Annotated in this window: 23 protein-coding genes and 1 pseudogene; 16 read left to right on the top strand and 8 right to left on the bottom strand. The window is 74.0% G+C overall.

From position 1 onward, the window contains the following. The 5 genes from AC3IYI_RS10095 to hisF are packed head-to-tail and all read left to right on the top strand — an operon-like array spanning position 1 to position 2,732. Entirely contained in the window at positions 1-168 is a 168-nt protein-coding gene (locus AC3IYI_RS10095; RefSeq protein ID WP_250743789.1) for a hypothetical protein, read from the top strand. A 5-nt stretch (positions 169-173) separates the two neighbouring features. Continuing rightward, a complete protein-coding gene (gene hisH / locus AC3IYI_RS10090; RefSeq protein ID WP_489411490.1) occupies positions 174-833 on the top strand; it encodes an imidazole glycerol phosphate synthase subunit HisH in 660 nt (219 codons plus the stop codon). After that, positions 833-1,567 carry a bifunctional 1-(5-phosphoribosyl)-5-((5-phosphoribosylamino)methylideneamino)imidazole-4-carboxamide isomerase/phosphoribosylanthranilate isomerase PriA gene (gene priA / locus AC3IYI_RS10085; RefSeq protein ID WP_489409855.1) on the top strand — a complete coding sequence of 245 codons (735 nt, stop codon included), beginning with the start codon at positions 833-835 and terminating at the stop codon, positions 1,565-1,567. The genes hisH and priA overlap by 1 nt, the downstream gene beginning before the upstream one ends. Further along, complete coding sequence (locus AC3IYI_RS10080; protein WP_489409854.1) at positions 1,564-1,980, top strand: RidA family protein; 417 nt, start codon at positions 1,564-1,566, stop codon at positions 1,978-1,980. Before priA ends, AC3IYI_RS10080 begins: the two co-directional genes overlap by 4 nt. Continuing rightward, positions 1,977-2,732: an imidazole glycerol phosphate synthase subunit HisF gene (gene hisF / locus AC3IYI_RS10075; RefSeq protein ID WP_489409853.1), complete on the top strand. Its 756-nt coding sequence runs from the start codon at positions 1,977-1,979 to the stop codon at positions 2,730-2,732. The genes AC3IYI_RS10080 and hisF overlap by 4 nt, the downstream gene beginning before the upstream one ends. A gap of 563 nt (positions 2,733-3,295) precedes the next feature. Here the strand turns inward: hisF and AC3IYI_RS10070 are convergent. Next, positions 3,296-3,928 carry a TIGR03085 family metal-binding protein gene (locus AC3IYI_RS10070; protein ID WP_489409852.1) on the bottom strand — a complete coding sequence of 211 codons (633 nt, stop codon included), beginning with the start codon at positions 3,926-3,928 and terminating at the stop codon, positions 3,296-3,298. 84 nt (positions 3,929-4,012) lie between these two features. Here AC3IYI_RS10070 and hisI point away from each other — a divergent pair, with 84 nt between their 5' ends. The 11 genes and pseudogenes from hisI (at position 4,013) to lgt (ending at position 13,458) form a co-directional block, all read left to right on the top strand. Further along, entirely contained in the window at positions 4,013-4,402 is a 390-nt protein-coding gene (gene hisI / locus AC3IYI_RS10065; RefSeq protein WP_243330280.1) for a phosphoribosyl-AMP cyclohydrolase, read from the top strand. 31 nt (positions 4,403-4,433) lie between these two features. Then, complete coding sequence (locus AC3IYI_RS10060; protein ID WP_489409851.1) at positions 4,434-5,924, top strand: anthranilate synthase component I; 1,491 nt, start codon at positions 4,434-4,436, stop codon at positions 5,922-5,924. 14 nt (positions 5,925-5,938) lie between these two features. Beyond that, positions 5,939-6,622 carry a TIGR02234 family membrane protein gene (locus tag AC3IYI_RS10055; protein ID WP_489409850.1) on the top strand — a complete coding sequence of 228 codons (684 nt, stop codon included), beginning with the start codon at positions 5,939-5,941 and terminating at the stop codon, positions 6,620-6,622. Positions 6,623-6,773: 151 nt separating this feature from the next. Beyond that, positions 6,774-7,025 (top strand): HGxxPAAW family protein, encoded by a 252-nt coding sequence (locus AC3IYI_RS10050; protein WP_489409849.1) that lies wholly within the window; start codon positions 6,774-6,776, stop codon positions 7,023-7,025. Between the two features lie 63 nt (positions 7,026-7,088). Further along, the gene (locus AC3IYI_RS10045; protein WP_489409848.1) at positions 7,089-7,559 is read left to right on the top strand and encodes a DUF2752 domain-containing protein; all 471 of its coding nucleotides are present in this window, start codon (positions 7,089-7,091) and stop codon (positions 7,557-7,559) included. A 162-nt stretch (positions 7,560-7,721) separates the two neighbouring features. After that, positions 7,722-8,531, top strand: a complete 810-nt coding sequence (gene trpC / locus AC3IYI_RS10040) for an indole-3-glycerol phosphate synthase TrpC (protein ID WP_243330285.1) — start codon at positions 7,722-7,724, stop codon at positions 8,529-8,531. Between the two features lie 177 nt (positions 8,532-8,708). After that, entirely contained in the window at positions 8,709-8,924 is a 216-nt protein-coding gene (trpM, locus tag AC3IYI_RS10035; protein WP_489409847.1) for a tryptophan biosynthesis modulator TrpM, read from the top strand. Positions 8,925-9,119: 195 nt separating this feature from the next. Further along, complete coding sequence (trpB, locus tag AC3IYI_RS10030) at positions 9,120-10,376, top strand: tryptophan synthase subunit beta (RefSeq protein ID WP_489409846.1); 1,257 nt, start codon at positions 9,120-9,122, stop codon at positions 10,374-10,376. Further along, positions 10,373-11,185 carry a tryptophan synthase subunit alpha gene (gene trpA, locus AC3IYI_RS10025; protein WP_489409845.1) on the top strand — a complete coding sequence of 271 codons (813 nt, stop codon included), beginning with the start codon at positions 10,373-10,375 and terminating at the stop codon, positions 11,183-11,185. Before trpB ends, trpA begins: the two co-directional genes overlap by 4 nt. 122 nt (positions 11,186-11,307) lie before the next feature. Next, positions 11,308-12,093, top strand: a pseudogene (locus tag AC3IYI_RS10020) (DsbA family protein); the annotation flags it as partial. Between the two features lie 330 nt (positions 12,094-12,423). Beyond that, a complete protein-coding gene (gene lgt / locus AC3IYI_RS10015) occupies positions 12,424-13,458 on the top strand; it encodes a prolipoprotein diacylglyceryl transferase (RefSeq protein ID WP_489409844.1) in 1,035 nt (344 codons plus the stop codon). Positions 13,459-13,531: 73 nt separating this feature from the next. Here the strand turns inward: lgt and AC3IYI_RS10010 are convergent, their stop codons facing one another. The 7 genes from AC3IYI_RS10010 to AC3IYI_RS09980 all read right to left on the bottom strand — a co-directional run bounded on the left by AC3IYI_RS10010 (position 13,532) and on the right by AC3IYI_RS09980 (position 22,726). Continuing rightward, the gene (locus AC3IYI_RS10010; RefSeq protein ID WP_489409843.1) at positions 13,532-14,353 is read right to left on the bottom strand and encodes an HpcH/HpaI aldolase/citrate lyase family protein; all 822 of its coding nucleotides are present in this window, start codon (positions 14,351-14,353) and stop codon (positions 13,532-13,534) included. Continuing rightward, a complete protein-coding gene (locus AC3IYI_RS10005; RefSeq protein WP_489409842.1) occupies positions 14,350-15,567 on the bottom strand; it encodes a CaiB/BaiF CoA transferase family protein in 1,218 nt (405 codons plus the stop codon). Before AC3IYI_RS10005 ends, AC3IYI_RS10010 begins: the two co-directional genes overlap by 4 nt. Continuing rightward, complete coding sequence (gene rbsK / locus AC3IYI_RS10000) at positions 15,564-16,592, bottom strand: ribokinase (RefSeq protein ID WP_489409841.1); 1,029 nt, start codon at positions 16,590-16,592, stop codon at positions 15,564-15,566. Before rbsK ends, AC3IYI_RS10005 begins: the two co-directional genes overlap by 4 nt. Next, complete coding sequence (locus AC3IYI_RS09995) at positions 16,589-17,902, bottom strand: ADP-ribosylglycohydrolase family protein (RefSeq protein WP_489411489.1); 1,314 nt, start codon at positions 17,900-17,902, stop codon at positions 16,589-16,591. Before AC3IYI_RS09995 ends, rbsK begins: the two co-directional genes overlap by 4 nt. 890 nt (positions 17,903-18,792) lie before the next feature. Next, complete coding sequence (locus AC3IYI_RS09990; RefSeq protein ID WP_489409840.1) at positions 18,793-20,001, bottom strand: ADP-ribosylglycohydrolase family protein; 1,209 nt, start codon at positions 19,999-20,001, stop codon at positions 18,793-18,795. After that, positions 19,998-21,743 carry an ADP-ribosylglycohydrolase family protein gene (locus AC3IYI_RS09985; RefSeq protein WP_489409839.1) on the bottom strand — a complete coding sequence of 582 codons (1,746 nt, stop codon included), beginning with the start codon at positions 21,741-21,743 and terminating at the stop codon, positions 19,998-20,000. Before AC3IYI_RS09985 ends, AC3IYI_RS09990 begins: the two co-directional genes overlap by 4 nt. Further along, positions 21,740-22,726 carry an ADP-ribosylglycohydrolase family protein gene (locus AC3IYI_RS09980; protein ID WP_356515378.1) on the bottom strand — a complete coding sequence of 329 codons (987 nt, stop codon included), beginning with the start codon at positions 22,724-22,726 and terminating at the stop codon, positions 21,740-21,742. Before AC3IYI_RS09980 ends, AC3IYI_RS09985 begins: the two co-directional genes overlap by 4 nt. Between the last annotated feature and the right edge of the window lie 100 nt (positions 22,727-22,826).

Genomic DNA, 22,826 nt, shown 5'->3' with positions numbered 1-22,826 from the left:
GTGAACGGGCTCAACACGATCCTGATCGTCCTCGGCCTGTTCCTGGCCGGCGGCGTCTACTCCTTCAAGAAGCAGGAGATGCCCGCCTCGGTCATCGTCCTGCTCGCCATCGGCTCCGTGATGTGCCTGGTCGCCGGAGTGCTGCGGATCCAGGGAATTTGGGAGTGAGCACCATACGCCCCTCATCTGGCAAAAGGGCCACCAAGAAGGTCGTGGTCTTCGACTACGGCTTCGGCAACGTCCGCTCCGCCGAGCGCGCCCTCGCGCGCGCCGGCGCGGACGTGGAGATCACCCGCGACTACGACAAGGCCATGGACGCCGACGGACTCCTCGTCCCCGGCGTCGGAGCCTTCTCCGCCTGCATGCAGGGGCTCAAGGACGCGCGCGGCGACTGGATCATCGGCCGCCGCCTCTCCGGCGGCCGCCCGGTCATGGGCATCTGCGTCGGCATGCAGATCCTCTTCGAGCGCGGCATCGAGCACGGCGTGGAGACCGAGGGACTCGACGAGTGGCCCGGCACGGTCGGCCCGCTCCAGGCCCCGATCGTCCCCCACATGGGCTGGAACACCGTGGACGCGCCGGCCGACAGCCAGGCCTTCGCCGGCCTGGACGAGGACGCCCGCTTCTACTTCGTGCACTCCTACGCGGCCCACGACTGGTCGCTGGAGGTCACCAACCCGCTGATCAAGGCCCCCAAGGTCACCTGGGCCACGCACGGCGAGCGGTTCGTCGCGGCGGTGGAGAACGGGGCCCTGTGGGCCACCCAGTTCCACCCCGAGAAGTCCGGGGACGCCGGCGCCCAGCTCCTCACCAACTGGATCGAGACCCTGTGATGACGACGTCGAAGAAGCTCGAACTGCTCCCCGCCGTCGACGTCCGCGACGGCCAGGCCGTCCGCCTCGTGCACGGCGTGTCCGGCAGCGAGACCTCCTACGGCTCCCCGCTCCAGGCCGCCCTGGCCTGGCAGGCCGCCGGCGCCGAATGGCTGCACCTGGTCGACCTGGACGCCGCCTTCGGCACCGGTGACAACCGCTCGCTCGTCGCCGAGATCACCGGCGCCATGGACATCAAGGTCGAGCTGTCCGGCGGCATCCGCGACGACGCCACGCTCGCCGCGGCCCTCGCCACCGGCTGCACCCGCGTCAACCTCGGCACCGCCGCCCTGGAGACCCCCGAGTGGGCCGCCAAGGCCATCGCCGAGCACGGCGACAAGATCGCCGTCGGCCTCGACGTACGCGGCACCACCCTCAAGGGCCGCGGCTGGACCAGCGAGGGCGGGGACCTCTACGAGACCCTCGCGCGCCTGGACTCCGAGGGCTGCGCCCGGTACGTCGTGACCGACATCGGCAAGGACGGCACCCTCACCGGCCCCAACCTGGAGCTGCTGAAGAACGTCTGCGCCGCCACCGACCGGCCCGTCGTCGCCTCCGGCGGCATCTCCTCCCTCGACGACCTGCGCGCACTGGCCGGGCTCGTCGGGGCCGGCGTCGAGGGCGCCATCGTAGGCAAGGCCCTGTACGCCAAGGCGTTCACGCTCGAAGAAGCCCTGAAGGTGGTCTCCGCATGAGTTCCGAGAACAGCTCCACGAACCCTTTCGAGGGCCGACGCATCTCTTCCGGCGGCGCCTACGAGGACGTACTCGGCTACTCCCGTGCCGTGCAGCTCTCCAACGGGCTGGTCCTGGTCTCCGGCTGCACCGGGGCCGACGCGGGCGGCCCGTACGACCAGACCATGAAGGCCTTCAGCGTGGCCTTCAAGGCGCTGGAGCAGGCCGGGCTCGGCCCCGAGCACGTGGTCCGCACCCGCCTCTACCTCACGCACGCCCGTGACGTGGACGAGGTCGGCCGCGCCCACAGCGAGCTCTTCGACAAGATCCGCCCCGCCTCGACGCTGATCATCGTCAACGGGTTCGTGGACCCGAGCATGGTCGTCGAGGTGGAGGTCGAGGCCTTCGGCCCCGTCGCGGGAGGCTCGGCATGACCCTCGCCGTACGGGTGATCCCCTGCCTGGACGTGGACAACGGCCGCGTGGTCAAGGGCGTCAACTTCCAGAACCTGCGCGACGCCGGCGACCCCGTCGAGATGGCCAAGCTCTACGACGCCGAAGGCGCCGACGAGCTGACCTTCCTCGACATCACCGCCTCCTCCGGGAACCGGGAGACCACCTACGACGTGGTGCGCCGCACCGCCGAGCAGGTCTTCATCCCGCTGACCGTGGGCGGCGGCGTCCGCACCGCGGACGACGTGGACAAGCTGCTGCGGGCCGGCGCCGACAAGGTCGGCGTGAACACCGCCGCCATCGCCCGGCCCGAGCTGATCCAGGAGATCGCGGAGCGTTTCGGCCGCCAGGTCCTCGTCCTGTCGGTCGACGCCCGCCGGACCGCCTCCGGTTCCTTCGAGGTGACCACCCACGGCGGCCGGCAGAGCGCCGGCATCGACGCCGTCGAGTGGGCGCACCGGGCGGCCGAGCTGGGCGCCGGGGAAATCCTGTTGAACTCGATGGACGCGGACGGTACCAAGGACGGCTACGACACCGAGATGATCGCGGCCGTGCGCAAGCACGTCACGGTCCCGGTGATCGCCTCGGGCGGCGCGGGCAAGCTCGCGCACTTCGCGCCGGCGATCGCGGCGGGCGCCGACGCGGTGCTCGCGGCGTCGGTGTTCCACTTCGGAGACCTGCGCATCGGCCAGGTCAAGGACGCGCTGAGGGAAGCGGGCCACCCGGTCCGCTGAGGTTCACTTCGCCCGTGGGGGGCCGGTTCGTGAACGGGAACGTCTGGCGGGACGCCAATGTCTTGCGCTGGAGATAGTCGGCACCTCGGCCTCCGCGGTCCGCCGCGCGGAACTTGCTTTTGCCTGAGAGCACCTCCTGCCCCGTGGGCGCGTGCGGGTGGTCGGCCCTGCGGGGCGAGTCCCCTACCCGCCCTTCCACCGTTCCCCGGGCTGCGCCCGGACCGCCCTGGGGCTCCGCCCCAGACCCCGGTCCTCAAACGCCGGCGAGGCTGATGTGCCGCTGCGCGGCAAAATCCAGCCCGTCCGGCGTTTGAGGACCGGGTCCGGGCGGAGCCCGGGGAACGGGCGAAGGGCGGGTAGGGGACCTCGCCCCGCAGGGCCCACTCAGCCGCACCCGCCCACCGGACCCCGCGCCGGGACGGCGGTGGCAAGCACCCCGCCCGGCCACCGCCGGACGGAGTCCGGCGCAGCGGGGCGAAGCCCGCGTAGCGGTGCGAGCTCCGCGTCAAGAAGGTGTGCGGCGCGTCAAGAAGGTGTGCTCCGCGTCAAGAAGGTGCGCGGGGCTACATGCCGAGCCGGGCCACCGTGAGCTTCGCGATGGCTTCCTTCGGGCCGTCGAGCTCCACCGCGGCAGCGTCCTGGCGGCCGAAGCAGAACAGGGTCAGCTCTCCAGGCTCGCCGGTCACCGTCACCACCGGCGCGCCCTTGTGGGCCACCGCCGTCTGGCCGTTCGGGCGGCGCAGGACCAGGCCCACCGGGGAGCGGCGGCCCGTCAGGCGGGCCAGCTTCTCCAGGCGGGACCAGAGGGAGTCGGAGAAGACCGGGTCCAGGGGGCGCGGGGACCAGTCCGGCTGGGCCCGGCGGACGTCCTCGGAGTGGACGTAGAACTCCACCGCGTTCGCCAGCTCGTCGATCTGCTTCAGCGAGTACACGGACATCTTCGGCGGGCCCGTGCGGATCAGCTGGATGAGCTCCTCGTACGGCTTGGCCCCGTACTCCTCCATCGCCTGGTCCAGGCGGGCCTTCAGGACGTTCAGCAGTAGTCCGCCCGCCGCGTCCGGGCGACGTTCCCGGACCACCACGTGCGCGGCGAGCTCCCGCGTCCGCCAGCCGTCGCACAGCGTCGGCGCCTCGGGGCCGGCCGACTCCAACAGGTCGGCCAGCAGCAGTCGTTCACGCTTCGCATGGGTAGACATGCTGGCCAGCCTACGGCTGGAACCCGCCCCGTGCCTGCCCATCAGGCGGACAGGGATCCTTGATCGTCGCCCCGGCCCGGCACAATGGCTCCCATGAGTACGTCCTCCCTCGATCCCGCCATCGCCGCCCGCCTCAAGCGCTCCGCGGACGGTCTGGTCCCGGCCATCGCCCAGCAGTACGACACCGGTGAGGTGCTCATGCTCGGCTGGATGGACGACGAGGCCCTGCACCGCACCCTGACCACCGGCCGCTGCACGTACTGGTCGCGCAGCCGTCAGGAGTACTGGGTGAAGGGGGACACTTCCGGCCACTTCCAGCACGTGAAGTCCGTCGCGCTCGACTGCGACGCCGACACCGTGCTCGTCCAGGTGGACCAGGTCGGCGCGGCCTGCCACACCGGTGCCCGGACGTGTTTCGATGCCGACGTCCTCCCCCTGGCCGGTCCCTCCGGCCCCACCGCCGAAGCCGAATAGCCGACGCCGATCACAAGTAAGGTCCCACGCCATGGATCTTGAGACGTTCCGCAAGCTTGCGGCCGACCGCCGCGTCATCCCCGTCAGCCGCAAGCTGCTGGCGGACGGTGACACGCCCGTCGGGCTCTACCGCAAGCTGGCCGCAGAACGCCCCGGGACATTCCTCCTGGAGTCCGCGGAGAACGGCCGCTCCTGGTCGCGCTACTCCTTCGTCGGTGTCCGCAGCGCCTCCACCCTCACCGTCCAAGGCGGCCAGGCCCATTGGATCGGCACGCCGCCCGTCGGCGTCCCGACCTCCGGTGACCCCCTGGAGGCCCTGCGGCAGACCGTGGAGGCCCTGCACACCCCCCGTGACCTGGCCTCCGGCATGCCGCCCTTCACCGGCGGCATGGTCGGCTACCTCGGCTACGACATCGTGCGCCGGCTGGAGCGCATCGGCGAGCACACCGAGGACGACCTGCAGCTGCCCGAGCTGACGATGCTGCTCACCTCCGACCTGGCGGTCCTGGACCACTGGGACGGCACCGTCCAGCTCATCGCCAACGCCATCAACCACAACGACCTCGCCGCGGGCGTGGACGAGGCGTACGCGGACGCGGTGGCGCGCCTCGACGCCATGGAGGCCGATCTCGCGCGGCCCGCCCCGTACGTGCCGATGGCGCTGCCCGACTCCGAACTGCCCGATTATGCGGCGCTGTGGGGCGGCGAGAAGTACCAGGCCGCCGTGGAGGACGTGAAGGAGCGGATCCGGGCCGGCGAGGCGTTCCAGGTGGTGCCCTCGCAGCGGTTCGAGACTCCGTGCAGCGCCTCCGCGCTCGACGTCTACCGGGTCCTGCGGGCCACCAACCCCTCCCCGTACATGTACCTCTTCCGCTTCGAGAACGGCTTCGACGTCGTCGGCTCCAGCCCCGAGGCCCTGGTCAAGGTCGAGGACGGGCGGGCCATGGTCCACCCCATCGCCGGGACCCGGCACCGGGGCGCCACCCCGCAGCAGGACAACGAGCTCGCCGACGAGCTGCTGGCCGACCCCAAGGAGCGCGCCGAGCACCTCATGCTCGTCGACCTCGGCCGCAACGACCTCGGCCGGGTCTGCGAGCCGGGATCGGTGGAGGTCGTCGACTTCATGAGCATCGAGCGGTACTCGCACGTCATGCACATCGTCTCCACCGTCACCGGGCGCGTCGCCGAGGGCAAGACCGCCTTCGACGTGCTCACCGCCTGCTTCCCGGCCGGCACCCTGTCCGGAGCGCCCAAGCCGCGCGCCATGCAGATCATCGAGGAGCTGGAGCCCACCCGCCGCGGGCTCTACGGCGGCTGCGTCGGCTACCTCGACTTCGCCGGGGACTCCGACACCGCCATCGCCATCCGCACCGCGCTGCTGCGCGACGGGAAGGCGTACGTCCAGGCCGGCGCTGGGGTCGTCGCCGACTCGGTGCCCGAGCTGGAGGACGCCGAGTGCCGCAACAAGGCCGCCGCAGTGCTGCGCGCGGTGGCAGCGGCGAACCGCCTCCACGGCGCCTGAGCCCGTAGGGGATAGTGGGGTACGTGAGTGCCGTACCCCCGCCCCGAACCGAACACGCCGATGCCGCCGCCGAGCCCGAGGCCCCCTCGGGCCGCGGCGGCCGCCGCAGCGTGGCCGTCGCCCTGCTGCTCGGCGCGCTCGGCGCCACCGTCGTCCTGCTCGCCTCCGGCCGCGTCTGGGCCCGGGGCGTCGCCGCCATCGGCGGCGGCTCGCTGCCGGTGACCGCCGACGGGCGGGCCGTCACCGGCCTGCCCGCCGCCCTGGCCATCGTCGGGCTCGCCGCCCTGGTCGCCGTCTTCGCCGTCCGCGGCAGGAGCCGGCTGCTGGTCTCGGCGCTGCTCGCGCTGAGCGGCCTGGGCGCGGGGGCGGCCGCCCTGGCCAACGCGGACGGCCGGCGTGCCCTGGACGCGCAGGCGGCCCGTACGACGGCCGACACCGCGGCCCACGTGATCGGCCTGACCCATACGGCATGGCCCTACGTGACGGCGGCCGGCGGGGCGCTGATCCTGCTGGCGGGACTGCTCGCGCTGCGCTTCGGGAGCGCCTGGCCCGCGATGGGCGGCCGCTACGAGCGTGACGGCGGGCCCGGCGGGTCACAGCCGCGCAAGGCGGCCGTGCTGGACCCGGACCGGCCGGAGGACTTGTGGAAGGCTCTGGACCGGGGCGAGGACCCCACCGGCCCGGACCCGACTCCGTGAAACCGGGACCGACCCCGTGAACCAGGAGCCGACCCCGTGAACGAGGCCGGTTCCTGGTACGGGACAATGACCATCGAGCGTTCGGCACAGCACCGTTCGACACAGCACGTGCGGCGTGCGACAGAGCACACCCGAGTACGAGGAGCAACTCATGGCGGGCACTAGCCACGGACACACCCCGGCCGCCTGGACCGGTGTCATCATCGCGGTCATCGGTTTCTGCATCTCCGGCGCCTTCATGGTGCTGGCGAACCCGCTGGGCTTCTACGCGGGCCTCGTCGTCGTCGCCATCGGCGGTGTCGTGGGCATGGCGATGAGCGCTGCGGGCATGGGCGCGCCGAAGGCCGCGCACCACGACCTCGCCGAGGTCATCGCCGCGAACCGCGTCGCCGCCAAGGTCTGACCGGGCGGTAGCCGGTACGCGGGTTTTCGAAAGGCGCGGCCCTGTCGGGCTGCGCCTTTTGTCATGAGCGGAGAGAATCAGCGGGTGGACGCCTCCTCTGGAACGACCGACCTCGCACCGCCTCCCGCGCCCGTGTCCCGGGCCGGCCGGCTGGCGCGTCCGGCGCTCACGCTGGCAGCGGCCGCCGCGGCCCTCGCGTACGTGGGGACCGTGGATCCGAACGAACCCGGGCACTATCCGGCCTGCCCGCTGTTCCGGCTGACCGGGGTCCTCTGCCCCGGCTGCGGCGGGCTGCGCAGCGCACACGCGTTCGCCCACGGCGATCTCGTGACAGCTATCGGGGCAAATGCACTGGCGGTCGCCGGCTACTTCTTCTTCGCCGGCTTCATGGTCCTGTGGCTGGTTCGCGCCTACCGGGGGGTGCCGGCTCCGAGGCTCGCCGTACGGCCGTTGTACTGGTGGGGAATCGGCGCGGTGGCCCTGATCTTCTCCGTTGTCCGGAACTTGCCCGTGGGCTCTTTCCTGGCGCCCTGAGGTATAGCTGAAGTAAATATTCCGGATGTCCATTTAATGGGACGCCGTCAACCGCGTGCGGAGGGCAAGGCGTCCTGCGGATACCATTTGAACTGCTGACCTTGCAGTTGTACGTGTCTGCAAGGCGGCCGACCGTCATCGACCCGGAAGGGGGCCGCTCGCGTGAGTGTGCTCGACGAGATCATCGAAGGGGTCCGCGAAGACCTTGCCGAACGGCAGGCGCGCGTCAGCCTCGACGAGCTCAAGGAGCGTGCCGCCAAGGCGCCCCAGGCCAAGGACGGCGTCGCTGCCCTGCGCGGCGACAGCGTCAAGGTGATCTGCGAGGTCAAGCGTTCCAGCCCCTCCAAGGGTGCGCTGGCCGCCATCGCCGATCCGGCCGGGCTCGCCGCCGACTACGAAGCGGGCGGTGCGGCGGTCATTTCCGTCCTCACCGAGCAGCGTCGTTTCGGTGGCTCGCTGGCCGACCTGGAGGCCGTCCGCGCCCGCGTGGACATCCCGATCCTGCGCAAGGACTTCATCGTCACGGCGTACCAGCTGTGGGAGGCCCGCGCCTACGGCGCCGACCTCGTGCTGCTGATCGTCGCGGCCCTGGAGCAGGAGGCCCTCGTCTCCCTCATCGAGCGGGCCGAGTCCATCGGCCTCACCCCGCTCGTCGAGGTCCACGACGAGGAGGAAGTGGAGCGCGCGGTCGCCGCCGGCGCCAAGATCATCGGCGTCAACGCCCGCAACCTCAAGGACCTCAAGGTCGACCGCTCCACCTTCGAGCGCGTCGTCGGAGAGATCCCGGCCCACATCGTCAAGGTTGCCGAGTCCGGCATCCGCGGGCCGCACGACCTGATCGCCTATGCGAACGAGGGCGCGGACGCCGTCCTCGTCGGGGAGTCCCTGGTGACCGGCCGCGACCCGAAGTCGGCCGTGGCCGACCTCGTCGCCGCCGGCGCCCACCCCGCCCTGCGCCACGGGCGGAGCTGACCCGCACCCATGGCCCCTAGGGAGTGTCGTCAAAGTAGCGTCTGGCCGGCGGGGCCTGGCACGCACGCTCGCCGCGTTGTCGTCGGTCGCCGACGCTCCGCGTCGGCTCCCTCCTCCGCCTTGCGATCGCACGCACCAGGCCCCGCCGGCACCGCCCTGCGGGCGGCCGACGCTACTTTGACGACACTCCCCAACCGCCCCTCCGTCCGCACCCGGCCGGGCTCTGCCCTGGCCGGCGTGCCGACGGCGCACGCGCCCCTGGCGCGCGGCTGCCGCCCTCGCGGCTGCCGCGCCCCGGCCCGGCGCGTGCGCGGGCGGCGGGTCCGGTACGTGATCGGCTCCGAGCCCGGTCAGGTCAACGGCATGCGATGGCGACCGGGAGTCGCGTCGTAACGAGGCCCGCCGGACGGTGTACGTCGTACACCGCGTCGTCGGCGTCCCCGTACGGTCCCTCCCCCCGAGCCGCCGGCTCCGGGGCGGGCCGCTCCGCACCCTCGTACGCCCATGCCCCAGCGGGGTGTGCGCGTCGCGGGCGGACGGCGCAATACGGTGAAGACATCCGCGTCGCATCCGTAGGAGTACCTGGGCATGTCCAGCGCCAGCAGTTTCTTCATCCCGGACCCCGAGGGTCACATCCCGAATGCCGAGGGTTACTTCGGTGAGTTCGGCGGCAAGTTCATTCCGGAGGCGCTCGTGGCCGCCGTGGACGAGGTCGCCGTGGAGTACGAGAAGGCGAAGGGCGACCCGGCCTTCGCGGCCGAGCTCGACGACCTGATGGTCAACTACACGGGCCGTCCCAGCTCCCTGACCGAGGTGCCCCGGTTCGCCGAGCACGCGGGCGGGGCGCGGATCTTCCTCAAGCGCGAGGACCTGAACCACACCGGCTCACACAAGATCAACAATGTGCTGGGTCAGGCGCTGCTCACCAAGCGCATGGGCAAGACCCGCGTCATCGCCGAGACCGGCGCCGGCCAGCACGGCGTGGCCACCGCCACCGCCTGCGCCCTGTTCGGCCTCGAGTGCACCATCTACATGGGCGAGATCGACACCCGGCGCCAGGCCCTGAACGTGGCCCGGATGCGCATCCTGGGCGCCGAGGTCATCGCGGTGAAGTCCGGCTCCCGGACACTGAAGGACGCCATCAACGAGGCGTTTCGCGACTGGGTCGCCAACGTGGACCGCACCCACTACCTCTTCGGCACGGTCGCGGGCCCCCACCCCTTCCCCGCCATGGTCCGCGACTTCCACCGCGTCATCGGTGTCGAGGCCCGCCGCCAGATCCTGGAGCGCGCCGGACGCCTGCCCGACGCCGTCGCGGCGTGCGTGGGCGGCGGCTCGAACGCCATCGGTCTCTTCCACGCCTTCATCCCGGACGCCGGCGTGCGCCTGGTCGGCTTCGAGCCCGCCGGACACGGCGTGGAAAGCGGTGAGCACGCCGCGACGCTGACCGCGGGCGAGCCGGGCATCCTGCACGGATCGCGTTCCTACGTCCTGCAGGACGAGGAGGGCCAGATCACCGAGCCGTACTCCATCTCCGCCGGTCTGGACTACCCCGGCATCGGCCCCGAGCACTCCTACCTCAAGGACGCCGGCCGCGCCGAGTACCGGGCGGTCACCGACGACCAGGCGATGCAGGCCCTGCGCCTCCTCTCGCGCACCGAGGGCATCATCCCGGCCATCGAGTCGGCGCACGCCCTCGCGGGCGCCCTGGACCTCGGCAGGGAACTGGGCAAGGACGGCCTGCTCGTCGTCAACCTGTCCGGCCGCGGCGACAAGGACATGGACACCGCCGCCCGCTACTTCGACCTGTACGACGCAGAAGCCTCCGAGGGGAAGACCAAGTGAGCGGCACCATCGAACTCCTGTCGGCGACCCTCGCCAAGGCGAAGGCCGAGGACCGTGCGGCCCTGGTCGCCTACCTCCCGGCCGGCTTCCCGACCGTCGACGGCGCCATCGAAGCCGTCAAGGCCGTCATCGCCGGCGGCGCGGACGTCGTCGAGATCGGCCTCCCCCACAGCGACCCGGTCCTGGACGGCGCGATCATCCAGACCGCCGACGACATCGCCCTGCGCGGCGGCGTCAAGATCGCCGACACGCTGCGGACCGTCCGCGAGGCATACGAGGCGACCGGCGCCCCGATCCTGGTCATGACCTACTGGAACCCCATCGACCGCTACGGCGTCGAGCGGTTCACCGCCGAGCTCGCCGCAGCCGGCGGCGCCGGCTGCATCCTGCCCGACCTCCCGGTCCAGGAATCCGCCCTGTGGCGCGAGCACGCGGCCAAGCACGGCCTGGCGACCGTCTTCGTCGTGGCCCCCAGCAGCAAGGACGAACGCCTCGCCACCATCACGAAGGCCGGCTCCGGCTTCGTCTACGCCGCATCCCTCATGGGCGTCACCGGCACCCGCGAATCCGTCGGCGACCAGGCCGCCGATCTCGTGCGCCGCACCCGCGCCACCAGCGACCTGCCGGTCTGCGTGGGACTGGGCGTCTCCAACGCCACCCAGGCCAAAGAAGTCGCCTCCTTCGCCGACGGCGTGATCGTCGGCTCCGCCTTCGTCAAGCTGCTGCTCGACGCACCGGACCTCCCCGCCGGCCTCGCCGCCGTCAAGGCACTGGCGGGCGAGCTCGCCGAAGGCGTACGCCGGAGCTGACGGGCGGAGCGTTCGATCGGGCAGCCGGACCCCTGAGCGGGTTCTGTAGCCCGATCGGGTGGAAGTAGGGGCAGGGAGGCACGAGAGTGCCTCCCTGCTTCGTTTGGCCGAACGTGAGCGACATGAACGACGGTGCGAACCGCGATGCGACGAAACGATCGGCCCGCGAGCGACTCCAGGTGGAGCGCGAGAAGCAGAAGGCTAGGGACAAGCGCCGGCGGACCCTCGTCGTGTCGGCGGCGGTGGTCGGCGTACTCGGACTGGCGGCCGTCGTCGGCCTGATCGCGGCGAACGCGGGCAAGGGCGGATCCTCCGCCAAGGGCGGCCCGCTGGTCGCCCCGTCCGGGGCCACGGGCAAGGACGCACTCGCCATCCAGACCGGCAAGGACGGGGCCCCCTCCACGCTGACCGTGTGGGAGGACTTCCGCTGCCCGGCCTGCAAGGCCTTCGAGACCAACTACCGGGACACCGTCCACGAGCTGGAGGCCAAGGGCCTCCTCAAGGTCGAGTACCACCTCGTCACCCTGATCGACGGGAACATGGGCGGCACCGGCTCGCTCAAGAGCGCCAACGCGGCCGCCTGCGCACAGGACTCCGGGAAGTTCGCCCCGTACCACGACGTGCTCTTCGACAACCAGCCCCAGGAGACCGACGACGCCTACGGCAAGAACGCCAAGCTGCTGGAACTGGCCGGGAAGGTCGACGGACTGGACACCGCCGCGTTCCGCACGTGCGTCGAGGACGGAACGCACGACAGCTGGGTGAACAAGTCGCAGGACGCCTTCCGCGCGGGCAAGTTCCGCGGGACCCCGACCGTGCTGCTCGACGGCACGGACATCTTCGCGGACCAGGCCAACCCGCTGACCCCGCAGAAGCTGAAGGAGAAGGTGGAGGCCGCGGGCAAGGGCGGCCCGGGCGGCGTGAAGGGCTCCCCGTCCCCGTCGGCGTCCGGCTCCCCGGCCAAGTCCACGTCCGGATCCGGGTCCGCGGCGCCGTCGCCGTCCGCGTCGGGCTCGGCGAAGGCCTCCTCCGCCCGCTCGGGCACCGCCTCGGGCTCCTCCTCGTCCCCGGCCGCGCGCTCGGCGGGCCGGTCGGGCACCAGCGGGCCGGGCTCCGCCGACGCCTCCCCGGACCACGCGGGCATGCCCATGGGGCACTGACGGCAGTCTCGATTCGGGAGCAGCTTGCCGGGCGGGTTGCGGTCCCCACCGTCCGGCAAGGTAGCGTCGGCTCTTGCCATGAACCTTGCCTTCATTCCCAGTCCGTCGACGGGCGTGCTCCATCTCGGGCCGATCCCGCTGCGCGGCTACGCGTTCTGCATCATCATCGGCGTCTTCGTCGCCGTCTGGCTCGGCAACAAGCGCTGGGTCGCGCGCGGCGGTAAGCCGGGCACGGTCGCGGACATCGCCGTGTGGGCGGTGCCGTTCGGCCTGGTCGGCGGCCGCCTCTACCACGTGATCACCGACTACCAGCTCTACTTCGGCGAGGGCCGTAACTGGGTCGACGCCTTCAAGATCTGGGAGGGCGGCCTCGGCATCTGGGGCGCCATCGCGCTCGGCGCGGTCGGTGCCTGGATCGGCTGTCGCCGGCGCGGCATCCCGCTGCCGGCCTGGGCCGACGCCCTGGCCCCCGGCATCGCGCTGGCCCAGGCCTGCGGACGCTGGGGCAACTGGTTCAACCAGGAGCTGTACGGCCGCGCCACCGATCTGCCGTGGGCAGTGGAGATCACCGACGGCCCGAACCGGGTCGCCGGGACCTACCACCCGACCTTCCTCTACGAGTCCCTCTGGTGCGTCGGTGTCGCCCTGCTGGTGATCTGGGCCGACCGCCGCTTCACGCTCGGACACGGGCGGGCCTTCGCGCTGTACGTCGCCGCGTACTGCGTGGGGCGCGGCTGGATCGAGTACATGCGGGTCGACGAGGCCCACCACATCCTCGGCCTGCGGCTCAACGTCTGGACCTCGATCGTCGTCTTCGTGCTCGCCGTGATCTACCTGGTGCTGTCGGCGAAGCTGCGGCCGGGCCGCGAGGACGTCGTCGAACCCGACACTGCTGTCGACGCCGTGACCGGCGCCAAGGGCGGGGACACCCCGGCCGGGGACGGTGAGGCAGCGGGCGACGGGGCCAAGGTCGAGGACAAGGCCGGTGCCAAGGCTGAGGACAAGCCCGCGGGCGACGTCGCCGCAGAGGCCGGGGACGACGTCACGGCCGACGCCGAGGGCGAAGCCGACGGCAAGGACAAGGCCGAGGCCCCCGGGGCCAAGAAGCTCTGACCGGAGCACCGGTCGAAACGGGAGGGGCGCCGCGCACACCGCGCGGCGCCCCTCCCGTTTCGCGTTCACCGGGTCAGGAGAGCACCGGGGCGTCCCGGCGGGACAGGGTCATGATCCGTTCCGCGCCCGCCAGCATCGCGGGGTCGACGAAGCGGCCGTCGGGCAGGGCCACCGCGCCCGGGGTGCGGCGGGCCGCGGCCACGATCTCCTCGGCGGCGCTGACCTCCGCCGGGCCGGGCAGGTAGGCCCGCTCGATCACCGGGAGCTGGCGCGGGTGGATCGCCGCGCGTCCCAGGAAGCCGAGGGCCCGGCCCCGGGCGCAGGAGACCGCCAGTGCCTCCAGGTTGCGGATGTCCGGGAACACCGACTGGGCCGGCGGCGCCAGCCCGGCCGCGCGGGCCGCGACCACCACCCGCGAGCGCGGCCAGTCCAGGCCCGACTCCGCGGTGACGCCCAGGTCGGCCCGCAGGTCGGCCTCGCCCAGGGACAGCCCGCGCAGGGCGGGGTGCGCGCGGGCGATCTCGTAGGCCCGTTCCACGCCGAGCGCCGACTCCAGCAGGGCGTACAGGGCCACCCCGGCGGCGCGGTCGGCGGTGGCGGCGATCTGCTCCGGCGAGGAGATCTTGGGCAGGCGCAGTCCGGCGAGACCGTGGAGCCCGCCCAGCGCGCTGAGGTCGGCGCCGCCCCAGGGGGAGTCCAGCGCGTTGACGCGGACGTGGACCGGAACCGGGTGCCGGTCGCCGAGCAGTTCGGCGGTGGCGCGGCGGGCGTACTCCTTGCGGGAGGCCGACACCGCGTCCTCCAGGTCCACGATGACGGCGTCGGCCCCGGCGCGCAGGGCCTTGGACACCACCTCGGGGCGGTCGCCGGGTACGTAGAGCCAGGTCAGGATCACAGGGCTCCTTCCGTGCGGAGTGCGGTGATCTCGGCCGGGGAGAGGCCGATCTCGGCGAGGACGGCATCGGTGTCCGCGCCGTGCGGGCGGCCCGCCCAGCGGATCGACCCCGGGGTCCCGGAGAGCCGGAAGAGGACGTTCTGCATGCGGATCGGGCCCAGCTCCGGGTCCTCGACCTCGGTGATCGTGTCCAGGGCCGCGTACTGCGGATCGGCCATGACGTCCCGTACGTCGTAGACCAGCGCGACCGCGGCCTCGGCCTCCTCGAAGGCGGCCGTCACCTCGTCCGCCTTGTGGCGGGCGATCCAGCCGCCGACCGCCCCGTCGAGCACGTCCGCGTGCCCGGCCCGGCCGGAACCCGACGCGAACCACGGCTCGGAGATCAGCTCGGGCCGGCCCACGAGTCGCATCACGCGCTCGGCGATGGACTGGGCGGAGGTGGAGACCGCCAGCCAGCGGCCGTCCAGGCTGCGGTACGTGTTGCGGGGGGCGTTGTTGGTGGAACGGTTGCCGGTGCGCGGCTGGACGTAGCCGAGCTGGTCGTACCAGAGCGGGTGCGGGCCGAGGACGGTCAGGATCGGCTCGATGATCGCCAGGTCCACCACCTGCCCGTGCCCGGTGCGGTCGCGCCCGGCGAGCGCCGCCATCACGGCGTACGCGGTGGTCAGCGCGGCGATCGAGTCCGCGAGCCCGAACGGCGGCAGGGTCGGCGGCCCCTCCGGCTCCCCGGTGATCGCCGCGAAGCCGCTCATCGCCTCCGCGAGGGTGCCGAAGCCGGGGCGGTGGGCGTACGGGCCCTCCTGGCCGAAGGCCGTGACGCGGGTCAGGATCAGCCGCGGGTTCGCGGCGGACAGCTCGGGCCAGCCCAGCCCCCAGCGCTCCAGGGTCCCGGGGCGGAAGTTCTCGATCACCACGTCGGCGGTGGCGACCAGGCGCAGCAAGGTGTCCCGGCCGCCGGGAGTGGACAGATCGAGCGTCATCGTCCGCTTGTTGCGGCCGAGCAGCTTCCACCAGAGGCCGATGCCGTCCTTGGCGGGGCCGTGGCCGCGCGAGGGGTCGGGGCGGGTCGGGTGCTCGACCTTGACGACCTCGGCGCCGAAGTCGCCGAGGAGGGTGGCGGCGAGGGGACCGGCGAAGAGGGTGGCGAGGTCGAGGACGCGGAGCCCTCGCAGGGGCGGAGCGGTGGCGGTGGCGTCCTGGCCGATGGGGGTCACGAGGCGGCTCCGGAGCCGCCGCCGGGCCGCGGCGCGGGGCCGTTGCCGCCGGGACCGGGCGGGGCGCCGGCCCCGGGGTCCGGCCCGGCGGCGGGTTCGGGCTCGGGGCCGGGGTCGGTCGTGGGGCCGGAAGCGGAGACGGCGAAGGCGTCGGTTTCCGCGCGGGTGGGCATCGAGTCCTGGGCGCCGGGGCGCTGCACGGACAGGGCGGCGGCCGCCGAGGCCCAGCGCAGGGCTTCGGGCATCGGCCGGCCCTCGCCCAGGGCGACGGCGAGCGCGCCGACGAAGGTGTCTCCGGCGGCGGTGGTGTCCACGGCCCGTACGCGCGGCGCGGGCAGGGTCAGCGGCTCGCGGCCGCGGGCGGCGTACAGGACCCCGGCCGCGCCGAGGGTGACGACCACCTCCGGCACGTCCTGGAGCAGGGCCGCCGCGGCGAGGTGAACGTCGGTGAGCCCGGTGAGTGCGGCGGCCTCGTGTTCGTTGGGGACCAACAGGTCGGTGGAGGCGAGGAGTTCGGCGGGCAGCGGCTGGGCGGGGGCCGGGGTGAGGATGGTCCGGACGCCGTGGGCGCGGGCGGCGAGGGCGCCCGCGAGCACGGCCTCCAGGGGCAGTTCGAGCTGGAGGAGCAGGGAGTCGGCGGCGCCGATGCGGGCGGCGTCGCCCGGCTCCAGGGAGGTGACGCGGGCGTTGGCGCCGGGGATGACGATGATGCTGTTGCCGCCCTCGTCGTCCACGGTGATGTGCGCGGTGCCGCTGGCGCCCTCGACGGTGCGCAGGGCCGCCGTCTCGACCCCGGCGCCGGTGAGGGCGGAGCGCAGCCGTACGCCGAACTCGTCGGCCCCGACCGCGCCGATCATCACCACCTCCGCGCCCGAACGGGCTGCGGCGACGGCCTGGTTGGCGCCCTTGCCGCCGGGGACGGTGCGGAAGGAGCGGCCGGTGACGGTCTCCCCGAGGCGGGGGGCCTTGGCCACGTAGGCGACGAGGTCCATGTTGGTACTGCCGAGCACGGCGATGGCCGTCATGAGCGGGCTGCCTCCTGTGCGGTGAGGTGGGCGAGGGTGTCGAAGCCGATGCCGTCGAAGCCGGGGACGGTGGTGGCGAGGCGGTTCTTCAGCGGGGCGGTCCAGCGGTGCGGGATGGCGTCGGGGGAGCCGGCGATGAGTCCGGCGAGGGCGCCCGCGGTGGCGCCGTTGGAGTCGGTGTCCCAGCCGCCGGAGACGGCGCGGCAGACGGAGTGGGTGAAGTCCCCGTCGGCGTGGGTGAGGGCGGCGGCGATCACGGCGGTGTTGGGCACGGCGTGGACCCAGTGGTAGTGGCCGTAGCGGGCGTGGAGCAGGTCGACGACGGTATCGAATCCGGCGGCGGTGTCCCGCGCGTCCGCGGCCGCCCGGATCCCGAAGCGCACGGCCTCGGCGAGGCGCGAACGGGGCGGTACGACGGCCAGTCCGGCCCGGAGCGCGGTGTGCACGTCGGCCCGGCCGGTGGCCGCGGTGGCGGTGGCGGCGGCCACGAACGTGGCGGCGTGGGCGCCGTTGCCGGTGTGGGTGAGGGCGGCGTCCCGGGACGCCTGGGCCGCGGCGGCGGCCGGGGCGCCCGGGTTGGTCCAGCCGTGGACGTCGGCGCGGATCAGGGCGCCGATCCATTCGCGGAACGGGTTGTGGTGGGTGGCGGTGGCGGGGGGCTCCAGCCCTTGCAGCAGATTGCGGTACGCGACGCGCTCGGCCGTGAACGTACGGCCGGCCGGGAGCTCGTCGAGCCAGAGCCGGCCGACGTCGGCGGTGGTGAAGCCCTTGCCGTGGCGCTGGAGGAGGAGCAGGCCGAGGAGGGGGTAGTTGAGGTCGTCGTCCTCGGGGGCGCCGTCGATGTTCTCGGCGAGGGAAGTGAGCGCGGAGCGGCGGTTCCAGGGGTGGGCGGCGAGCACCTCCGGTGGTACGCCGCGCTCGGTGAACCAGTCGGCGAGCGGCCAGTTCCCGGCGGCCCGGGCCAGGGCCCGGATCCCGTGCAGGGGCAACTTCTCCACGGGCTTCCCGAGCACGCACCCCACGGCGCGGCCGAGCCAGGCGGCCTCCAGCCTGCGCCGCAGGGCGGGGCCGCCTGCGGCGCCGTCCGCCCGGGCCCCTACGAAGCGGCCCCGGGCCCCGGCCCCGGCCCCGGGCACGACCCCGGCCCGGGCCTCAGTCCCGGCTCCGGCCTCGGCTCCGGCTCCGGCCTTGGCTCCGGCTTCGGCTCCGGGCACGGCCCCGGCCCGGGCCTCCGTCCCGGCTTCGGCTTCGGCTCCGGGCTCGACCCCGGCCCGGGCCTCCGTCCCGGCCCTTGCTTCGGCCCCGGGCACGGCTTCGGCGCCGGGCACGGCCCTGGCCTCGGCCTCGGGTACGACCTCGGCCCGGTCCTCCGTCCCGGCCCCGGCCCCGGCTCCGGCCTCGGGCACGGCCCCGGCTCCGGCTCCGGGCACGGCCTCGGCCCCGGGAACGGCCCCGGCCCCGGCCCCGGCCTCGGTTTCTGGGTGGCGGGGCGGGGTGGGGGTGGGGAGTTTCCCCACCCCGCCCCTTCCCGGAACCAGGGGCAGGCCCCTGGACCCCGGCGCGCGGGCGGCGCCGTGACCCGCCGGCTCGGGCCAAGCGGCCGGTTCGGCGGGTGCGGGGAGGGCCGCGAGGGCCGTCAGGAGGTCCGTGGCCAGGGCGCGGAGCGCCGGTGGGGCCGGTGTGGGGGAGGCGCCCGCCCGGGCCGGGGCGAGGTGGCCGCCCGCCGCGAGCCAGACGCGCAGCAGCGGCTCCGCGGCTTCCCCGCGACCGTCCTCGGCGGCCTGCCGGAACTCGTGGCCGACCAGGTCCTCGGGCTGGACCCAGGTCAGCCGGACGGGCCCGGCTCCGCCGCCCGGGGCCACTTCGCCGTCCCGGGCGGGCAGGCTCGTTCCGGGGGTGGGGCCCGTTTGGCCGTCCGGGGTGGGTAGCACCCGTCCGGGGGCGGGGTCTGTCTCGCCGTCCGGGGCCGTTTCGCCGTCCCGGGCGGGCTGGCCCGGGCGGCCGGGGTCCAGGGGTGCGCCCCTGGTTTCGGGAAGGGGCGGGGTGGGGGAAGTCTCGCCCCCGGCCCGGGCCGGGCCGCGGGCCGCCGGTCCGGGGGCGGGCGTGGGCGGGGCCGCGCCAAGGGTCCCTGCTCCCGTGGCTCCGTGGGTGCCCGGGGCCGGTCTCGGGGAAGCAGGCGGGGGCGCCGGCCGGGTGGAGGTCATCGGGGAGCCGCCAGAGCCACGAAAGCGGCCTCGTGGGCGCGGCGGCGGGAGCGGTCGCGGGCGAAGACCTCCCGGGTGACCGAGGCCAGGGCGGACGCCGGGGCGCGCAGGTCCAGGCGGCTGGCCTCCGCGACCCGGTCCGCCCAGGCGGGCGGGACCGCCGCCCCGCCCGACAGGGCGCCCGCGATCGCACCGGCCATGGTCGCGATGGAGTCGCAGTCGCGGCCGTAGTTGACCGCGCCGAGCACGGAGGTCTCGTAGCAGCCGTCGGCGACGAGCAACATGCCGAGCGCGATGGGGAGTTCCTCGATGGAGTGCAGGCGCGAGGGGCGCCGCGCGCCCAGGGAGGGCGTGCGGTAGTCCGGCCCGACCGAGTCGTACGGGGCCACCGCCGCCCGGAGGGGGGCCAGCGCCGACTCGAAGTCCCGGTGGCCGGCGGCGACTTCGCAGACCGCCGCGATGGCCGCGCGGGTGCCGTCCTTGGCCAGGGAGAGGGCCGTGTCGACGACACTGGCAGCCGTGGCACCCGGTAGGCACGCCGCCGCGACCGCCGCCGCGAACACGCCCGCCGCTTCCCGCCCGTACGAGGACTGGTGCGCGCCGGTGACGTCCAGCGCCTCCGCGTACGCCCCGGCAGGATTGCCCGCGTTGACGAGGCCGACCGGCGCCATGTACATAGCCGCGCCGCAGTTGACGATGTTGCCGTTGCCCGCCTCCCTCGGGTCCGCGTGTGCGTAGTGCAGCCGAGTCACGATCCACTTCTCGGCGAGGAAGATCCGCTGCAGGGGGAGGGCGTCCGCCTCCAGTTCCGGGATCCAGCGGGGGGTCGTCATCAGGTCCGGGACCAGGTGCTCGGCGATCGCGTACGCGTCCAGGTGGTCCCGTACGGCCTCGTAAACCCGGACCAGTGCGTGCGTCATCAGGGTGTCGTCGGTGACGTGGCCGTCGCCCTTGTGGTACGGGGCGATCGGGCGGGCCGTACGCCAGTCCTCGTGCCACGGGCCGACGACGCCGCGCACGCGGCCGCCGTGCCGCTCGACGATCTGTTCCGGGGTCCAGCCCTCCACCGGGCCGCCCAGCGCGTCGCCGACGGCCGCGCCGACGAGGGCGCCGGTGATCCGGTCGTCCAGGGTGGGGGAGGTGGAGGTGGAGGTGGAGGTGGAGGTGGTGTCGGGGGTGGGGTCCGCGGGGGTCAGGGTCGTCATGTCCGGGGCTTTCCTTGGGGCTTGGGTGAGGTGAGTTCCGTACGGGTGAGCAGCGCGGCCAGTTCGACGAGGTCGGTGCCCGCGAGGCGGGGGAGGGCGCAGCCGGAGAGGGTGCGGCACGCTTCGCGCCAGGCGGCGGGGAGCGAGTCGCCGCCGCCGAGCGCGCCGGTCAGCGCGCCGGCGAGGGCGGGGGCGGAGTCCGCGACGCGCGACAGGCAGGCGGCGGCCGGGACCGCCTCGCCGACCCGGCCGCGGGCGGCGGTGGCGAGGGCGAGGGCCACGGGGACGGTTTCCGCGGCGGCGATCCCGTAGCTGTAGACGTGGTCGACGATCTGGTGCTCCAGGAGCGGGACGATGGCGAAGGCTCCGCCGGTCGTCTCGGCGCGGGCGAGTTTCACCGCGTGCCGGGCGTTGCGGCCGATCTCGGTGGACTCCGGGAGCTGCGCCAGGGCGGCGTCGACGGCGGCGTCGGTGTCCGCGGCCGTGCAGGTCCCGGCGGCGGCGAGGGCGGTGGCGATGGCGGCGGCCATGGCGCGGGCGCCGTGGACCCCGTCGCCGTCCTGGGTGTAGCGGGCGTCGAACTCGGCGAGGTCCGCGGCGGCTTCGGGGTCCCCGGGATGGACGACGGCCAGGACGCAGGCCCGGATGCAGGCGGCGTCGTCGAAGTAGTGCGGGTTGTCGTGGCCGGTGGCGGGCGGGCGCAGGCCGGCGGCGAGGTTGCCGAGGCCGGCGCGGACGGAGATCCGGGCGCGGAGGGGGAGGACGGCGGACTCGACCTCGGGCGCGCGTTCCGCTGCCGCGGCGACCTCGCTGGCGAGCGCGTTCCAGGCGAGGTCGATGGCGGCGCGCATGCGGCGGGACCGGGAGAGGTCGCTGAGCAGCACGCCGGCGGCGGTGAGGACGGACTCGGCGGCGAAGGCGGCCCACTCGGCGTCGTCGGAGGGGCCGAGGCGGAGCGGTTCCGGGGGCTGGTTGAGGGCGATGGGGACGGGGAGGGTGGTGGTGGCGTTCTGCTCGGCGAAGGTGTCGAGCTCGCGGGTGAGGCGGCGGGTCCACTCGGGCATCCGGCTGGCCCGGTGACGGGCCGCGGGCCACCCGGCGGCGTCGCCCGCGGCGAGCCCGAGCAGCAGCCCCTCGATCCGGCGGGGCCCCGCGGGGGCGGCCTCGGGGGCCGCCTCGGTCAGGGGCCTGGCCTTGGCCGTGGCCGTGGCCATACGGGACTGCGCGTCCCGTGGGGCGGGTCCCGACGGGGACGGGTGGGGCGGGGCGTCCGGTGCGGCGGGCCCCGACGGGGCGGTGAGCGGGCCGCCGGTGGCCTCCGCCGGGGCGGTACGGGCCTGCGTGTGCGGCGGGGCGTCGTGCGCGGCGGGGGGCGGCTCCGGGGCGGGGGGCCTTTCCCCGTACCCGCCCCTTCCCGAAACCGGGGGCAGGCCCCCGGGCCCCCGGACCGGCGCGGCCGGGGCTGTCACCTCCGTGGGGCCGGGGGCGGTGTCGCCCTGTACCGGGGTCGGGGCTTGAAGGGAATCGGGCTGCGGTCGCGCGGCCGGGGCTGTCACCTCCGTGGGGCCGGGGGCGGTGTCGCCCTGTACCGGGGTCGGGGCTCGGAGGAACTCCGGCACCGGCGTGCCGGCGGCCCCCGGGGCCCCGGCCGCCGCCTCCTCCTGGGGCGGGGTGTCCGGCTGTGGGGACGGCTTGGTCGGGGACGGGTTCGTCGGGGGCGGGGTGGTCGGGGTCAGGGTCATCGGGGGGTCTCGGTTTCCGGGGTGAGGAGGTCCGCGATGTCCAGGACGTGGTAGCCGCGCATCGAGGGGAGGCAGCTTCCGCGGACCGGGCCGATCGCCGAGGACCAGGCGGCCGGGATGGCGGGGGCGCCGGACATCGCACCGGCGAGCGCGCCGGCCACGGCCGCCGTGGTGTCCGCGTCGCGGCCCATGTTGACCGCCATGAGGACGGAGGAGGGGAAGTCGCCGCCGCATGCGGCGAACGCGCCGAAGGCCAGGCCGACCGCCTCCGGGGCCAGGTCCGTCCAGGGGTAGCCGCCGATGACCACCGCCGAGCGCACCGCCCGCTCGCCGCGCGGGGCGGCCGTCACGGCCCGGCGCAGGGAGCGGGCCGTCCAGGAGTCCGAGGGGATGACGGAGAGGGCCGCCGAGATGACGGAGGCCGCGGAGCCCCCGGCCATCGCCGCCGCGACCCCGGCCGCGACGGCCTGGCCGCCGTAGATGCCCTCGCCGTCGTGGCTGACGCAGCCGTCGATGGCGACGAGCCGTGCGGCTTCGGCCGGGCGGCCCGCCGCGAAGACGCCGAAGGGCGCCGCCCGCATGGCCAGACCGTCCGACCAGGCGTGCCGGTGCTGGGCGGAGATCGGGGCCGCCAGGCCCCGGCGGAGGTTCTCCAGGGTGCCGCGTTCCGAGAAGCCCGCGCCGCGGAACGGGCCTTCGTCCAGGTCCGCGATCCAGTGGTGCCACGCCCGTTCGACGTGGGCGACCGTCAGCGCCGACCCGTGGCGGGCCAGCAGCAGGCCCGAGAAGATCGCGTACTCCGTATCGTCCGTGCCCGCCGGGTCGTCCGAGACGAAGCCCTCGATCCGGCCCCATTTCGCCCGGATCTCCGAGGGCTTCATGTTCTCCGCGGGGGCGCCCAGCGCGTCACCCACCGCGAGTCCGAGAAGAGCGCCCCGGGCCCGTTCGAGGAGGACCTGCGGATTGCATGCAATCAGCTCCATGGCGCGCCTCTCCACTTGATGGGACTCATATTGAGCCCTTGGGGGATTTGTGCCATGGCATGTGGTTTGTCGCTCGTCGCGAAACACCCGCCGCGGGCCG

Source organism: Streptomyces sp. GL_148 (genome assembly GCF_057834205.1).
The sequence above is the reverse complement of the archived record's forward strand: the minus strand, read 5'-3'. Positions and strand labels throughout refer to the sequence as shown.

Coding starts and splice junctions, on each gene's coding strand:
- priA (WP_489409855.1), top strand. CDS start 833: ATGACGACGTCGAAGAAGCTCGAACTGCTCCCCGCCGTCGACGTCCGC.
- AC3IYI_RS10080 (WP_489409854.1), top strand. CDS start 1,564: ATGAGTTCCGAGAACAGCTCCACGAACCCTTTCGAGGGCCGACGCATC.
- hisF (WP_489409853.1), top strand. CDS start 1,977: ATGACCCTCGCCGTACGGGTGATCCCCTGCCTGGACGTGGACAACGGC.
- AC3IYI_RS10070 (WP_489409852.1), bottom strand. CDS start 3,928: ATGTCTACCCATGCGAAGCGTGAACGACTGCTGCTGGCCGACCTGTTG.
- hisI (WP_243330280.1), top strand. CDS start 4,013: ATGGCTCCCATGAGTACGTCCTCCCTCGATCCCGCCATCGCCGCCCGC.
- AC3IYI_RS10060 (WP_489409851.1), top strand. CDS start 4,434: ATGGATCTTGAGACGTTCCGCAAGCTTGCGGCCGACCGCCGCGTCATC.
- AC3IYI_RS10050 (WP_489409849.1), top strand. CDS start 6,774: ATGGCGGGCACTAGCCACGGACACACCCCGGCCGCCTGGACCGGTGTC.
- AC3IYI_RS10045 (WP_489409848.1), top strand. CDS start 7,089: ATGAGCGGAGAGAATCAGCGGGTGGACGCCTCCTCTGGAACGACCGAC.
- trpB (WP_489409846.1), top strand. CDS start 9,120: ATGTCCAGCGCCAGCAGTTTCTTCATCCCGGACCCCGAGGGTCACATC.
- lgt (WP_489409844.1), top strand. CDS start 12,424: ATGAACCTTGCCTTCATTCCCAGTCCGTCGACGGGCGTGCTCCATCTC.
- rbsK (WP_489409841.1), bottom strand. CDS start 16,592: ATGACGGCCATCGCCGTGCTCGGCAGTACCAACATGGACCTCGTCGCC.
- AC3IYI_RS09990 (WP_489409840.1), bottom strand. CDS start 20,001: ATGACGACCCTGACCCCCGCGGACCCCACCCCCGACACCACCTCCACC.
- AC3IYI_RS09985 (WP_489409839.1), bottom strand. CDS start 21,743: ATGACCCTGACCCCGACCACCCCGCCCCCGACGAACCCGTCCCCGACC.
- AC3IYI_RS09980 (WP_356515378.1), bottom strand. CDS start 22,726: ATGGAGCTGATTGCATGCAATCCGCAGGTCCTCCTCGAACGGGCCCGG.